Annotated in this window: 15 protein-coding genes and 2 pseudogenes; 4 read left to right on the top strand and 13 right to left on the bottom strand. The window is 67.6% G+C overall.

Annotated elements, in window-relative coordinates:
• Position 1 precedes the first annotated feature (1 nt).
• Complete coding sequence (locus G154_RS09855; protein WP_019513838.1) at positions 2–766, top strand: MerR family transcriptional regulator; 765 nt, start codon at positions 2–4, stop codon at positions 764–766.
• Here G154_RS09855 and G154_RS09850 read toward each other — a convergent pair.
• Together G154_RS09850 and G154_RS09845 are read right to left on the bottom strand one after the other, a co-directional pair.
• A complete protein-coding gene (locus G154_RS09850; protein ID WP_019513837.1) occupies positions 740–2974 on the bottom strand; it encodes a DPP IV N-terminal domain-containing protein in 2235 nt (744 codons plus the stop codon). The genes G154_RS09855 and G154_RS09850 overlap by 27 nt on opposite strands.
• 30 nt (positions 2975–3004) lie before the next feature.
• Entirely contained in the window at positions 3005–3307 is a 303-nt protein-coding gene (locus G154_RS09845) for a DUF4229 domain-containing protein (RefSeq protein ID WP_023985275.1), read from the bottom strand.
• A 50-nt stretch (positions 3308–3357) separates the two neighbouring features.
• Between G154_RS09845 and G154_RS27090 the strand changes: the two genes are divergently transcribed.
• Entirely contained in the window at positions 3358–3519 is a 162-nt protein-coding gene (locus tag G154_RS27090; RefSeq protein ID WP_090558896.1) for a hypothetical protein, read from the top strand.
• Between the two features lie 50 nt (positions 3520–3569).
• On the opposite strand, the gene G154_RS09840 is transcribed toward G154_RS27090, so the two are convergent.
• The 7 genes from G154_RS09840 to hemL are packed head-to-tail and all read right to left on the bottom strand — an operon-like array spanning position 3570 to position 10436.
• A complete protein-coding gene (locus tag G154_RS09840; RefSeq protein ID WP_019513835.1) occupies positions 3570–4655 on the bottom strand; it encodes a MinD/ParA family protein in 1086 nt (361 codons plus the stop codon).
• 3 nt (positions 4656–4658) lie between these two features.
• Positions 4659–5645 (bottom strand): c-type cytochrome biogenesis protein CcsB, encoded by a 987-nt coding sequence (gene ccsB / locus G154_RS09835; RefSeq protein WP_019513834.1) that lies wholly within the window; start codon positions 5643–5645, stop codon positions 4659–4661.
• A 4-nt stretch (positions 5646–5649) separates the two neighbouring features.
• A complete protein-coding gene (locus G154_RS09830) occupies positions 5650–7206 on the bottom strand; it encodes a cytochrome c biogenesis protein ResB (protein ID WP_019513833.1) in 1557 nt (518 codons plus the stop codon).
• Positions 7203–7934 (bottom strand): cytochrome c biogenesis CcdA family protein, encoded by a 732-nt coding sequence (locus tag G154_RS09825; RefSeq protein WP_019513832.1) that lies wholly within the window; start codon positions 7932–7934, stop codon positions 7203–7205. The genes G154_RS09830 and G154_RS09825 overlap by 4 nt, the downstream gene beginning before the upstream one ends.
• A complete protein-coding gene (locus tag G154_RS09820; protein WP_031601315.1) occupies positions 7931–8482 on the bottom strand; it encodes a TlpA disulfide reductase family protein in 552 nt (183 codons plus the stop codon). Before G154_RS09820 ends, G154_RS09825 begins: the two co-directional genes overlap by 4 nt.
• 29 nt (positions 8483–8511) lie before the next feature.
• Positions 8512–9099 carry a histidine phosphatase family protein gene (locus G154_RS09815; protein ID WP_031601314.1) on the bottom strand — a complete coding sequence of 196 codons (588 nt, stop codon included), beginning with the start codon at positions 9097–9099 and terminating at the stop codon, positions 8512–8514.
• A 26-nt stretch (positions 9100–9125) separates the two neighbouring features.
• Entirely contained in the window at positions 9126–10436 is a 1311-nt protein-coding gene (gene hemL, locus G154_RS09810) for a glutamate-1-semialdehyde 2,1-aminomutase (RefSeq protein WP_019513829.1), read from the bottom strand.
• A 113-nt stretch (positions 10437–10549) separates the two neighbouring features.
• On the opposite strand from hemL, the pseudogene G154_RS09805 reads away from it, so the two are divergent.
• Positions 10550–10932: pseudogene (locus tag G154_RS09805) on the top strand (nitroreductase family deazaflavin-dependent oxidoreductase).
• Here G154_RS09805 and G154_RS09800 read toward each other — a convergent pair.
• Genes G154_RS09800 through G154_RS09785 form a run of 4 tightly spaced genes read right to left on the bottom strand, consistent with a single transcriptional unit; the run spans position 10916 to position 13088 of the window.
• On the bottom strand, positions 10916–11356 hold the full coding sequence (locus G154_RS09800; protein ID WP_045546428.1) for a pyridoxamine 5'-phosphate oxidase family protein: 441 nt from the start codon (positions 11354–11356) through the stop codon (positions 10916–10918). The pseudogene G154_RS09805 and the gene G154_RS09800 sit on opposite strands and share 17 nt — an antisense overlap.
• A 32-nt stretch (positions 11357–11388) precedes the next feature.
• The gene (locus G154_RS09795; RefSeq protein WP_019513826.1) at positions 11389–11598 is read right to left on the bottom strand and encodes a hypothetical protein; all 210 of its coding nucleotides are present in this window, start codon (positions 11596–11598) and stop codon (positions 11389–11391) included.
• Positions 11599–11635: 37 nt separating this feature from the next.
• Complete coding sequence (locus G154_RS09790) at positions 11636–12226, bottom strand: TetR/AcrR family transcriptional regulator (protein WP_019513825.1); 591 nt, start codon at positions 12224–12226, stop codon at positions 11636–11638.
• Entirely contained in the window at positions 12213–13088 is an 876-nt protein-coding gene (locus G154_RS09785; RefSeq protein ID WP_019513824.1) for an oxygenase MpaB family protein, read from the bottom strand. Before G154_RS09785 ends, G154_RS09790 begins: the two co-directional genes overlap by 14 nt.
• A 258-nt stretch (positions 13089–13346) precedes the next feature.
• On the opposite strand from G154_RS09785, the pseudogene G154_RS09780 reads away from it, so the two are divergent.
• Positions 13347–13597: pseudogene (locus G154_RS09780) on the top strand (HNH endonuclease); the annotation flags it as partial.

Genomic DNA, 13597 nt, shown 5'->3' with positions numbered 1-13597 from the left:
GATGGGCCAAGATGGACCCGTGGCGTGGAGCACCCGGGAAATCGCCGACCTCGCAGGCACCAGCCTGCGCGCGGTGCGGCACTACCACCAGGTCGGACTGCTGCCCGAACCACAGCGCCGCTCCAACGGCTACAAGCAGTACGGCGTCGCGCACCTGGTGCGGTTGGTGCGCATCAAGCGACTGGTGGACCTGGGTTTCTCGCTGCCTCAGATCGCGGCGCTCCGCGATACCGACGAACATCCCGAACAGGCGTTGCGGGAGCTCGACGACGAACTGGCGGCCACCATCGCGCGGCTGCAACGGGCGCGCGACGAGCTCGCCGAGATCCTGACGCACTCCGCGCCGACCGACCTGCCCACCGAGTTCGCCGCACCGACCGCGGCGGCCACGATGACCGATTCCGACCGCAAACTGGTGGTCGTGCTGAGCCGGGTGCTCGGCCCACGCGGGCGCCAGGCCTACGCCGACCTGATCGGCGACGCTCGCGAGGATCCGGCGGCCACCGAATTGGACTGCCTGCCCGCCGACGCCGACGAGGCCACCCGCGCCGACCTCGCGCAGCGCCTGGCGCCCTATATATGGCAGGTCCGCCAGGACCATCCCGCGTTGCGGGAGGCCCGCGACGACGCACCGCGGGGTGCGCGCTTCGCCGAGAAGACCATCGGCGATGCGATGGCCGATCTGTACAACCCCGCCCAGCTCGATGTACTGCGCCGCGCCGATCAGATCGTGCGGGCCCTAGAGGCCGAGGGTGGGCAGCGGTAGCGGCGCGAGCCGGTAGGTGGGCGGCTCGCTACCGTGCAGGTGCCGCACGAAGTAGTCCCAGGTGCGCCGCAGGAAGTAGTGCTGCCTACCGATGAGCGCGTGCTCGGCGCCCGGGATGATGATCAGGTCGAAATCCTTGTCCGCCTTGATCAGTGCGTCGGCCAGTCGCATGGTCATGTACGGGTGCGCGTTGTCGTCCAGTTCACCGTGGATCAGTAGCAGCTTGCCCCGCAGGTTTTCGGCCAGGCTCGCATTCGAGATCGCCCGCTTACCCTCGGCACTGACGTCACCGTGGTAGTGCTCGGCCCACATCGCCAGGTTGACACCGTTGTCGTGATTACCCGAGGTCGCCACGGCAACGCGATAGAAGTCGGGGTACATCAGCAGCGCCCGCGCGGCGGCGAAGGCACCCGCGGACTGGCCGGTGATGCCGACGCGGGTGGTGTCCAGCCAGCGGTGCCGGTGACCGAGCTGCCGGATGGCGGCCACATGGTCATCGAGGGCGCCGGCATTGCCGAGGTCGCCGTAGGAATGGTCGTGAAAGGCCTTGTCGCGTCCTGCGGTTCCCCTACCGTCGATGGCCACCACCGCGAAGCCGAGGGCGGCGTAGGCCTCCGGTTCGCCGTGGTGCATGGCATCGAAAACCGGTTCGGCGCGGTAGTTCTGCGGTCCCGGATAGGTGTGTTCGACGATCGGGTACCGCCGCTGCGGATCGAAGTCGTGGGGTCGCCACAGCAGCCCGTAGATCGGCGTCTGACCATCCGCGGCGACGGCGCGGAACCGCTCCGGTGGGCGCCAACCGAGCGCCTCCAGCGCCTCGGTACCTGGTTCCTCCAGGACGACCACCTCGCGGCCATCGCCATCGAGGACCACCGACCGCGGCGGCCGGCTCGGTCCGGATGCCCGGTCCACGAGGTAACCGCCCTCGGCCGGGGCCACCGCATCGTGATCGAGGGAATCGTCGGTCAGCCGGGTGAAACCCTCACCGTCGAAGCCGATCCGGCAGATCTGCCGGACGTACGGATCATCGTCGACCAGCCCGCCCGCGACGAACCACACCTGCCGGGCATCCTCGTCGACCCAGAGCACCGAGCGAACGAGCCACTGCCCCTGTGTGATCCGAGAACACTCGGCACCATCCGCCGAATAGAGGTACAGGTGACCCCAGCCGTCGCGTTGTGACCACCACAGCACCTCGCCGGTGCTCAGGATGCGCACCATGTGCGGGTCACCCAACAGGACGGCCGGATCGACCCGGGTCAGGCCCGTCTCGCTGATCAGCGCGGTCCTCGCGCCGGTCGTCGGGTCCAGCCGATGCAGCTCCAGGGTGCGGGCGTCGCGGGAGTGGTGCAGGTAGTAGACGCAACCCTCGTCGCCCCACCAGGCGTAGACCAGCGCGGTGTTGTGCATGATGACCCTCGGGACATCCTGCTGTCGAACCACTGTGCGGTCACGCACGTCGAGGACGTTCCACGACATCGTCGCCACGGTCTGCTCACCGGGCATGCTGTATTTGGTGCGATGCTCGACCGGCCGGCCACCGTCGGGCGGGCTCGATTCGACGAGCACGAGCTCGGGAACCTCACGTTGATCGATGCGCTGCACCAGGATTCGCGTCGAGTCCGGCGACCACTGCAGCACCGCCGGGGTGGGCAGGCCGAGCAGCCGGAACAGCGAGCGCATGCCGGTCGTCCCTGGCAATCCGCCGTAGTCGAAATCGGGTTCGGCATCGTCGGTGAGCGCGAACTCCTCCCCGTCGACGCCCCGCACCCAGATGTTCCCGTCGCGACGGAACGCGATCCACGTGCCGTCCGGTGACGGCACCTCGCCGGGCACGGGTGCCGGCGCGGTGGAGGGCGTCAGCTGTCCATCGGCCCACTGCCACCGCGTGCCGAAGGCACTGAACACCACCGAGCCGTCAGCGCCGATCTCCACCCCCGAGATGGGCAGCTGGGCACCGGTGGCGGGCTGCCCGGCAGCCACCGACAGTGCTGCTGCCAACCCGTCGTGATCGAAGGCCTCGGCGCGGGTTCGGCGATCCGGGTCGACCGTCACGTAGCAATTGCCCACCTGGTACCAGAAGCGTTCCCCCGCGGCCAGCCATTGCGGCACGAGCTTGCTTCCGGGCACCCGCCGCGCACGGTAGGGGGCCAGCATCTGTTCGGCACGCGCGTAGTCGGAGTCGCTCAACGTCGTCACGACGGCCATGCAACACCCGGACGCTACGGCACACTCAAGTCAGGTGGTGTCCTCGCCGCGCAACCGGGCCTGCAGGGTCTCCTTGTCCCGGCGGCGTTGCTCGTCGAACTCGGCGATGCTCAGCGTCGCCCGGCGGCGCAGCGGCGCGAACACCCAGATACCCAACGGCAGCGCCAGCACGATGGCGAACAGCACCGCCACGACAACGGGGAACTCGCGCAACCCGATCAGATGTCCCGCACCGAGGATCACCGCGGTCAGCACGGCCGCCAAGGCCAACCGCGCCACAAGATAGGCTCCGACGTCACGCAGCATCCGGGTACCCGGCCGAGAATCAGACACGGCCCGAGCCTACCCAGCGGGCGCGTATATTCGGAGTAAGGAGGTTTTCGTTGCAGTACTTACTCCTGGTCCTGGTAGTGACCGGGCTAGCCCTTGTGACATGGCGTCTGTTGCGCGCGTCGGCAAACCGCCCGCGCCCCCGCGTGATCGGGCCCGATGACGACCCCGATTTCCTGCGCCGGATCAACCCCGGCGACAACCCACGCAGCTAGGCGAGCCCGGGGAACCCGGCGGGGCTTAATTGCCGGGAACCCGGCGGGGCTTAATTGCCGGGGAACCCGGCGGCCACCACCGCGGCCAGCCGCAGCAACGCCTCACGCGTCTGCGGCTTCAGCCTCTCCAACGAAATCTCCGCACCCTCCTCGAGATGAGGGTCGAAGGGCAACTGCTGAACCGCACGGCAACGCCGGGCGAAATGATCGACGACCTTCTCCAGATCCACCTTGCCCGACCGCGGACGCACGCCGTTGACCACTGCCACGGCACCGCGCACCAGATCCTGATGGCCGTGCGCGTCCAACCAGTCCAGGGTTGCCGACGCCGACCGCGCACCATCCACCGATCCGGAGCTGACCACGATCAAGACATCGGCCTTCGACAGCACTGCGGCCATCGCCGAATGCAGCATGCCGGTGCCGCAGTCGGTGAGCACCAGGCTGTAGTACCGCTCGAGCAGATCGACGGTCCGGGTGTAATCCTGCTGACTGAAGGCCTCCGAGACAGCCGGATCAGATTCGGAGGCAAGCACTTCCAGCCGGCTGGCGCCCTGTGAGGTGTAGCGCCGGACATCGCTGTAGCTGGCGATCCCCTCGGCATCGCGCAGCAGGTGCCGCACGGTCGCCGGGGTTTCCAGCGGCACCTTCTGGCTGAGCGTGCCGCGGTCGGGATTGGCGTCCACCGCGATGACACGGTCACCGCGGGTCGAGGCGAAGGTGGCGCCGAGCGTGGCCGTGACGGTGGTCTTGCCGACTCCCCCCTTCTGCGAGAGCACCGCGATGCGGTAGCAGCCGCGCAGCGGTCGGGCGGCCTGCTCACGTAGCGCCAGCTGATTGGTGACCTTTGGGCTCTCACCGGGGTTGATGAGCTTGAACGAGGCCAGATACACCCAGCGGCGCCAGCCGCTGCTCGGTGCCTGCTCCGGTTGGCCGAGCAGCGCGACGGTGGACAGATCCAAATACGGCGCGGGCAACGGCAGCGGGCTCGTCTGCGGGGGCAGGTCCTGCGTCAGCGCGGGGAAGCCGCGAGGGGGCGTCGGCGCCGTCCACTCCGGCGGCACCTCGCGCGCCGGATCGACAAAGCGCTGCTGCTCACGGAAGCTCACGTGCTGCTGTTCGCCGCCGAAGGACACCGGTCAGCCCACCCCCGCATACGAGTGCAGGCCCACGGTCACCAGATTGATGAAGAACAGGTTGAACACCATCGCCACGAAGCCGACGACGTTGATCCAGGCGGCCTTCTTGTCCCGCCAGCCCGCGGTCGACCGGGCGTGCAGATACGCGGCGTAGACGACCCAGGCGATGAACGACACCGTCTCCTTGGGGTCCCAGCCCCAGTACCTGCCCCACGCCTCCTCGGCCCAGATGGCGCCGAAGATGACGCCGAACCCGAAGACCGGGAACGCGAAGATGGTGGTGCGGTAGGCGATGCGGTCGAGCAGCTGGGCATCGGGCAGCTTCTCGATGACACGGCCGAGCCCATTGTCCTTCTCGGCCAGCGGAGACATCTTGAGCAGGAACAGCAGGCTCGCGACGCCGGCCACCAGGAACACCCCGGATCCGAGGCTCACCACCGAGACGTGGATGGGCAGCCAGTAGGACTGCAGTGCGGGCATCACCGGCGCGGCGTGGGTGTAGAGCCACTTCCCCGACACCGTCAGCAGGATCAGGGTGGGCGCCAGCACGAAAACCCACAGCACCCGGTATTGCGGCTTGCGCAACACCACCGCGGCGGCGACCAGGCCGGAGAAGCAGGTCAGGTTGATGAACTCGTACATGTTGCCCCACGGCACCCGCGCCGTGGACAGGCCGCGCAGCACGATGCAGGTTGCCAGCAGCGCGATGCCCGCGTAACTGAGCGCCACCCCGGCACGGCCGATGCGTTCGTCGGCCGAACGGACCGGCGCCTCGACGACACGGCCCGGGGTGTCACTGGTCGCGTCGACGTTGAAGGCGGGCCCGCCGGCGGCACCCACCAGTTCCCGCGCCTCGACCTTGCGGCCGCGGGAGTAGGCGAGTTCGACGGCCAGCAGCAACAGTGCGAGCGTCAGCACCACCACCGACGATGTGAACGCCCAGTCCGAATAGCGGGCCAGGCCGAGGTCGATGTCGGTGCTGTTCACGTGTTCATTCCTTTACTGCGAGCAGCCGGTCGGTCAGCTTCTCGAACTCGTCGCCCCACCCGGAGTTGTCGGTGCGGGCGAGTCCACCCAGCTCGACGCTCACGGTACCCGCCGCAGCGGGGGTAATTCGAACCCAGACGCGGCGTCGCCGCACCACCAGCGACACCAGCAGCCCGCCCATCATGGTCAGCGCGAACACCAACACCCACACCTGGGCGGGATCGTGGGACACCTGCATGTTGATGAACGGCACCGCGCCGTCGAAGCGGACGGTGGTGCCGTCGTCCAACCGGGTCTCCTGCCCGGCGGTGAGGTTGACGCGGGCTTCCTTGTTCAGCCGCCCCTGGCCGATCAGGCGGGGGTCCAGATCGAAGATGGACTGGGGCCGTCCGGTGTCCAGCCCGGCGTCACCGCGGTAGATGTCGACGGCCACCGCGGGCTTGTTCAACGCCGGGAAGCTCGAGGACAACAGGGTGCCGTGCAGGAACTCCGTCGGCGCGAACAGGCCCTGGATGGCGATCTGATGTTTACGACGCTCGTCGGGGTCGGGATAGGTACCCGCCGGCGGGTCGACGCGCACCACGCCGGAGGACAACAGCGTCAGCGGATCGTCGGGCCGGAACTGCACGGTGTTGGTGCGGGTCTGCCCGTCCGGGAACGTGACGGTGAAGGTCGGTGCGTACCCGTGGCCCTGCAGATAGATGCGGTCCCCGGCGATGCGCAGCGGATGGTTGACCTCGAGGCGGTAGTCGTTCCACACATCGTTCTGCAGGTCCTCGCCGGCCTGGTACTCGATGTTGGCGGCGAAGCTGACCGCCTGCCCGCTGGGCAGGTAGTCGGCGTCGAAGTCGTTGACCTTGACGCAGATCGGGTACAGCGAGGTGCCGTCGACGGTGTTTCCCGCCCGGAACGAGTCGAATGCCGCGGGCGATGCCGAGCAGAACCCGGGTCCGCCGTTGGCGATGACGATGACGTTGCCCTCGTAGCCGAACAGCTTGCCCGCGGCGATGGCGACCAGCAGACCCAGCAGCGAGAAGTGGAAGACGATGTTTCCGAACTCGCGCAGATACCCCTTCTCTGCTGAAACCTCGGTGACGCCGTCCTCGGTCGTGCGGGTGGTGCGCCGCCATCCCTTCAACCGCTCGTCGACCCGTGCGGCCACCTGGCCTGCGTCCCCGTCGATATCGGCTTCGTGGTGTTTGGGCAGGCGGCTCAGGTTGCGCGGGGCGGGCACCGGCACCGCACGCAGACTGCGCACGTGTTCGAGCATCCGCGGGGTCAGACAGCCCACCAGCGAGACGAACAGCAGGACGTAGATCGAGGTGAACCAGAAGCTGGAGAAGACGTCGAAGGCCTGCACCCGGTCCAGCCACGGCCCGAGGGTCGGGTGATCGGCCAGATACTCGTCGACCTTGCCTGCGTTGAGGCTGCGCTGCGGCAACAGCGCGCCGGGGATGGCTCCGAGGGCCAACAGGAACAGCAGCACCAGCGCGGTGCCCATCGAGGTCAGCGTCCGCCAAGTGTTGCGGAACAGCGCCCAGATGCGCTGGAGGACTCTCATATCGGCAACCTCACATCGCTGACGAACGCATCGCGCACCCAGGCCACGAAATCACCCCACAGTCCGGTGACCAGCGCGATCCCGACGCCGATCATGAGCACACCACCGAAGATCTGGATACCGCGGGTGTGCTCGCGCAGCCAGCTCATCCCGCGCACCGCCCGCGCCGACCCGAAAGCCAGCAGGACGAACGGCAGTCCGAGGCCGAGGCAGTACGCGATCACCAGGGTGATACCGCGGGCCACCGCGGATCCCTCGGTGGCCGAGGACACCGCGATCACCGCGGTCAGCGTCGGCCCGAGGCACGGCGTCCAGCCGAGGGCGAACACCGCGCCCAGCAGCGGTGCCCCGCCCAGGGTCGAGAGCTGACGCGGCGCGAACCGGGTATCGCGCTGCAGTGCGGGCACGAACCCGATGAACACCAGACCCATCGCTATCGTCACGACGCCGCCGATGCGTTGCAGCAGTTCCTGATTGGTGATCAGCGCGGTCGTCATTCCCAGCACCGCGACGCTACCGAGCAGGAAGACCGCCGTGAAACCCGCGACGAACAACCCGGCCGCGCCGGCCACCCGCCACCGGCCTGGGCCGCCGGAGATGGCGGCGAGATAGGACAGATAGCCGGGCACCAGGGGCACCACACAGGGCGAGGCGAAGGAGACCAGACCGGCCAGCAGGCTCAGCCCGACTGCCAGCAGCAGCGGGCCGCCGGTGATCAGATCGGTCAATTCTCTGCAGCCAACCGCTCGACGACCGGCTGAAGATCGGTATCCAGCAGCTCGCGCAGGAACACCGCGGCGACCCGATGCTGACGGTCCAACACCAGCGTCGACGGTATGACGGTGGTCGGGTACTTACCGCCGAAGGCGATCATGGTGCGCATCGACGGGTCGTATATCGACGGGAAAGTGATTCCTCGGTCGGTGACGAAATCGACTGCAGCGGTGCGGTTGTTGTCACGCACGTCGATTCCGAGGAATTGCACCCCCCGGTCCCGGGTGGCGTCGTACACCTGCTGCAGGTGCGGCATCTCCGAGCGGCACGGGCCGCACCACTGTCCCCAGATGTTGATCACGACGACCTTGCCTGCGAAATCCGCCAGCGAGAGCGTCTTGTCCGGATCCATCAGATCCGGTCCGGCCAGTTTGCCTGGCGTGCCCCGTGATTCGGGCGGATCGTAGAAGATGTCGGTCTTGCCACCCGGGGCGACGAATTCGAAGGTGCCACCCTGGGCGACGGCGTCGTCACCGGTCGCGCAACCGGTGAGCACCACCATCAACACCGCCAGCGCGGACAACCACCTCACTAGATTCCCCAGGGCTCCGTGTAGCTCCACCGGATGAGACGGTCGTCGTCAAAGGTGAACGAGGTGATGGACGACAGATTGCACAGCCGGCTGTGCGGTAACGGCAGATGCGCCAGCGAACGTCCGGTCATGGCTCGGCGCAGCGTCTCCACCGGCAGTTGGTGGCTGACGCACACCGCCTCGTGGCCTTCGGCTTTCCGGCGCGCCCGGTGCATCGCCGCGGTCATCCGCGGGGCGATCTGGTCATACGGCTCACCCCAGGACGGCTTGCGGGGATTGCGCAGCCGCGGCCAGTTGCGCGGGTCGCGCAGCGCGCCGTCGCCAGGGGCGACCCGCTTACCCTCGAAATCGTTCCAGGATTCGATCAGATCGTCGTCGGTGTCGATGTCCAGCCCGTGCGAGGCCGCGATCGGTGCCGCGGTCTGCTGCGCGCGCTCCAGCGGAGAGGCCACCACATGGGTGATGTCGTGTGCAGCAAGCCAATCCGCGGCCGCCTGGGCCTGCAGCCTGCCACGCTCGGACAGGTTGTACCCGGGCAGCCGGCCGTAGAGCACCTTTTCCGGGTTGTGCACCTCACCGTGGCGCATCACGTGCACGGTGGTCCGGACTGCGGTCACTGCTTGGCCTCGGCGGCGGCGCGGGCGGCGTGCGGCAGCGCCTCGGCGATCTTCTCGAAGGCGTTCTCGTCCAAGGCTGTCGAGACGAACCAGGTTTCGAAGGCGCTGCACGGCGGGTAGATACCGGCATCGAGCAGGGCGTGGAAGAAGGCCGGGTAGCGCCAGGTCTCGGTGGCCTTGGCGGTGGCGAAGTTCGTCGGCTGCTCCGCACCGAAGAACACGGTGAGGAAGTTGCCGGCCCGCGAAATGTGGTGTGCCACCGATGCTTCGGTCAGCGCGGTGGCGAGCAGCGCGTGTAGCCGGTCGGCGTGGGCGTCGAGGGTCTGATAGACGGTGTCGTCGGCGGCCCGCAGGGTGGCCAGTCCGGCGGCCATGGCGACCGGGTTTCCCGACAGCGTGCCTGCCTGATACACCGGACCGAGCGGGGCGAGGCGCTCCATGACCTCGGCGCGGCCACCGAACGCGGCCGCGGGCAGCCCGCCGCTCATGACCTTGCCGAAGGTGAAGAGGTCGGCGTCCACCGGATCCAGGCCGTACCAGCCGGCGCGGCTGACCCGGAAGCCGGTCATCACCTCGTCGGAGATCAGCAGGGCCTCGTGCTCGGCGGTGATCCTGCGCAGTGCCGCGTTGTAGCCGGGCAGCGGTGCGACGGTGCCCATGTTGCCCGGGCTGGCTTCGGTGATGACGCAGGCGATCTGTTCGCCGTGGGCGGCGAAGACCTCTTCGACGGCGGCGACATCGTTGTACGGCAGCACGATGGTGTCGGCGGCGGCCGCACCGGTGACCCCTGGTGAGGATGGCAATCCCAACGTGGCGACCCCGGACCCGGCATCGGCGAGCAGCGCGTCGCTGTGGCCGTGGTAGCAACCGGAGAACTTGACGATCTTGGGCCTGCCGGTGAAACCGCGGGCCAGCCTGATGGCGCTCATCGTCGCCTCGGTGCCGGAGTTGACGAAGCGGATCCGCTCGACCGGGCCGACCCGGTCGATGATCTCGCGGGCCAGTTCGGTCTCGGCGGGGGTGGGCGCGCCAAAAGACAATCCGTCGGCGGCAACCCGCCGCACGGCCTCGACGACCTCGGGCCGGGCGTGGCCGAGGATCATCGGCCCCCACGAACACACCAGGTCGACATATCGATTGCCGTCGGCATCGGTCAGCCAGTAGCCGCCGGCGCTGGTGATGAAGCGGGGCGTGCCGCCGACGGCACTGAATGCGCGCACCGGTGAATTCACCCCGCCGGGGATCACCGAGGAGGCATCGGCGAACAACGCAGCCGACGCCGATACGGACGACAGGGTGCTGCTCATGGCTTCCAGTCTCCCAGCCCGAGCAAACCCGTCAACTACAGGGTGTAGTGGGCTGCGGCCGATAACCGATCTTTCGGTCCTTTTCCCAGGTCGCGGGGCCATATGATCCACACATGCGATTCGCGCGCCGACGTGCCGAGTTCAACCGACGTTTCGTCAACCCCGTCGTGCGGCCGTTGGCCGGGCACCTGCCGCTGTGGTCCGCGGTCGACCATGTCGGCCGGCGGTCGGGGCGGCGGTACCGCACCCCGGTGACCGCCTTCCCACCACCGACGGGGTGGCGATCCTGCTGCCCTACGGCGTCGACACCGATTGGATCCGCAACCTGCAGGTCGCCGGAACGGGCTCCGTGATGATCGGTGGCCGCAGCCTTCAGGTCCGCGATCCGCGTGTGGTGTCGAGGGACGAGGCCGCCGCCGTCACCCGTCGGCCATGGCAGCGGCTGCTGCGGACCCTGCCGGTCAAATCCGCGGTGCTGCTCACGCGCTCCAGCTGAGCACCGCACCCTCGCCGCGCGTCATCATGCTGCCGGGTTGAACACGCAGCCGGTACGGCGTGAGGCGCAGCACCGCGAAGCTCGGTGACGTCGGCGAATCCCAACCGGGGATGATCGTCGGGTTGTAGCCGAGCGGTTCCGGGGCGTGCACGAACTTGTCCCAGACCGCGGCGCGTGTCTCGTCATCGAGATACCACTCGACCAGACAATCGGCGCTGCACGTGTCCTGGTTGGGTGCCCAATAATTAACCGAGACATAGGGATGCACCGCGAGATGGCTCTTCTTCACCGGCGACGGCACCGTGGCGACCCACCCCAACAGGTCGGTACCGTCCCACTCCCACAACGGATGCAGCACCCGGCTGCGCGGTTTGCCGTCGGCGTCGACGGTGGCCACCGAGGCCCAAACGATCGAATGGGCCATGCTCACGAACGCGGGCGCAGTCTCGGAGAGAGTCACTCCGTCACTGTAGGTGCCTCGTCCTTGCCGTAGATCGGATTTCCGTCGTCGTCCAGCCAGTCGTTGACGGCGGTTCCGGTGACGGTGCCCTTACTGCCGGGCAGGACCGCCGTGGGGCGGGGTTCGTCGTAATCGCCGAAGATGTCCTTGTTTTCCGGGTCGGCGTCCGGGTGATCCGTCTTCTCGGGATCCGGTGCGTGTGTCATCAACCCCGGCTGCCCGCTTCTGTGAGCTACGAAACACTCACGCCGACACTGATCGCAGTGCGGCGGGCAGACTGGGCAGGAAATGCCTGGTGGCGAAGGCACGGACCTCGTCGGCGGTCTGCAGCGGCTGCACGCTCGGCAGCAACAGGACCATCGCCGCGTAGCGCAGGATGGTGTCGGCCAGATCGTTGACCGCGGGTGCGCCGATCCGTTCCGCGAAACCCTCGGGGAAGATGACCCGCAGCGCGGCGGCCATCCGCTCCACCGCCGCACCGTAGTGCCGATGCAGCAGTTCCTGGGCGAGCGCCGGGTCGTCGACGATCATCTGATTGAGCACCCGGTGGCGGCGAAACCGCATGATGGACAGCGTGAACGCCTCGACATGGTAATTTGCCTGCGGCTTGGTACTTTTCAACTCGGCGGCGATATCGGCGAACAATGCCACGTTCTCACGCTCGATGACGGCGCCGACGAGCTCGTCGCGGTTGGCGAAGCGGCGATAGATGGTGGTGCGGCTGACCCCGGCCCGGCGCGCGACGTCGTCCAGGGCGACCTTGCGGAAGCCGTGGCGTTCCAACTCGACCAGCGCCGCGTCGAGGATCGCGGTCCCGGCGTCAGCCGCGGGCATAGCCGGCTTGGGCGAACTTGCTGTAGCGCACCGACATCGGCAGCCGGTCCCAGATCCAGTTGACCGGCCGCGAGCGCCAGAAGGCGGCGAAACGCTGGTAATTGCGCTCCTGACGTTCCGTCCACGGCAGCCCCAGCAGGTCTCGCGCCCGCGGCGGGAGGCCGCCGGTGGTCAGGAACGCGGCGACGGGATCGAAGACCTTGGCGATGATCTTCCATGCCGTGGGGTTGACACCCTTCGGGCACGGAAATCCCTTGGTGACGTAGCCGACGCCATACTTTGCCGATTTGTGCGGTACCGCAACCTCATTCATCATCCGGTCCCAGTACTGCACGAATTCGGCATAGGTGGCCGGCATCGGGCGGTCACTCACGCCATAGCGGCGGTACCAGGTCTTGGATTCCAGCCAGATCTGTTCACGCTCGGCATCGGTGAGACGCTTCACGAAGGTGTCCGCGAAGTAGTAGATCTGCTCGACGAAGGTGGCGTGCGCCCAGTAATAGGTCTCGGGGTCCAGGGCGTGGTACCGGCCGACCGGCTGACCGTCGGGGCCGGGCATCGCGCCCTTGATATCCGTGTGGAAGTCGCGCACCTGGGTGCCCGCGTTGTTGTCCTCGGAGCCGTAGACAGTCTTGAAGATCGGCGGGATGGTCCGCTTGAGCCGTTCGGCGGTATCGGAGAAGAAGGTCGAGTGATCGAGCACGCCCTGACCGAGTTCGGCGAGCATGTTCTGCAGGACAGCGGGCCGGGGGCCGATGAGATACATCCGGTTGTCGCCGAAGTATTTCCACACCAGGGAGTCGGGACCCAAGGGCAGCGCGTCGTCCAGAGCCTCAGGCGTGTTTTCGGCCAGTTCCGTCATGCGAAACAGTGTTACAGATTTTGCACTTTGTTCCAACACGATGTGGCGGGGGTCATATTTTGACTCGCATCGGCACCCAAGCTCGCGATCGGCCCACGCCAGTCGCGCGCATCCTTCGTGAGGCAACGACTCATCGCACAGACCGCAGATCCCATGCCGACCACCGCCCTTTCCGCACCTTGACCAGGCCTTACAGGTTTATCCACAGGCGCCTCGATCGGCCTTGTCATGTCGGTGTCCGCGGGTAGACTCGCTCATATGTTCGAACGATCGGGGTTGTCGGGGTTGAGCGATGAGGCGCTCATCGCCGAGGTCACCGATGCCACCCGCGCTGAGGCGGCTGCGGCGGCCCGGCGGTTGGCTGCGATCGCCGAGGTCACCGCACGGCACTGCGAGGACGAGGACGAGTCGTCGGCGTTGAGGTTGATCGATGGATGGGCACTCGCCAAGGCCGAGATCAGTGCGGCCTGCACTCTCAGCCCGCGCGCTGCCAGTGCCCAGATGCGCAT

It is taken from the genome of Mycobacterium sp. VKM Ac-1816D (assembly GCF_000416385.1).
Lineage (GTDB): Bacteria > Actinomycetota > Actinomycetes > Mycobacteriales > Mycobacteriaceae > Mycobacterium > Mycobacterium neoaurum_A.
This window is presented reverse-complemented; position numbering and strand designations above follow the sequence as displayed.

Coding starts and splice junctions, on each gene's coding strand:
- G154_RS09830 (WP_019513833.1), bottom strand. CDS start 7,206: ATGAGAGTCCTCCAGCGCATCTGGGCGCTGTTCCGCAACACTTGGCGG.
- G154_RS09850 (WP_019513837.1), bottom strand. CDS start 2,974: ATGGCCGTCGTGACGACGTTGAGCGACTCCGACTACGCGCGTGCCGAA.
- hemL (WP_019513829.1), bottom strand. CDS start 10,436: ATGAGCAGCACCCTGTCGTCCGTATCGGCGTCGGCTGCGTTGTTCGCC.
- G154_RS09795 (WP_019513826.1), bottom strand. CDS start 11,598: ATGACACACGCACCGGATCCCGAGAAGACGGATCACCCGGACGCCGAC.
- G154_RS09820 (WP_031601315.1), bottom strand. CDS start 8,482: ATGGTGGTGCTCACCGGTTGCGCGACCGGTGACGACGCCGTCGCCCAG.
- G154_RS09815 (WP_031601314.1), bottom strand. CDS start 9,099: ATGCGCCACGGTGAGGTGCACAACCCGGAAAAGGTGCTCTACGGCCGG.
- G154_RS09800 (WP_045546428.1), bottom strand. CDS start 11,356: ATGGCCCATTCGATCGTTTGGGCCTCGGTGGCCACCGTCGACGCCGAC.
- G154_RS09790 (WP_019513825.1), bottom strand. CDS start 12,226: ATGCCCGCGGCTGACGCCGGGACCGCGATCCTCGACGCGGCGCTGGTC.
- G154_RS09785 (WP_019513824.1), bottom strand. CDS start 13,088: ATGACGGAACTGGCCGAAAACACGCCTGAGGCTCTGGACGACGCGCTG.
- G154_RS09855 (WP_019513838.1), top strand. CDS start 2: ATGGGCCAAGATGGACCCGTGGCGTGGAGCACCCGGGAAATCGCCGAC.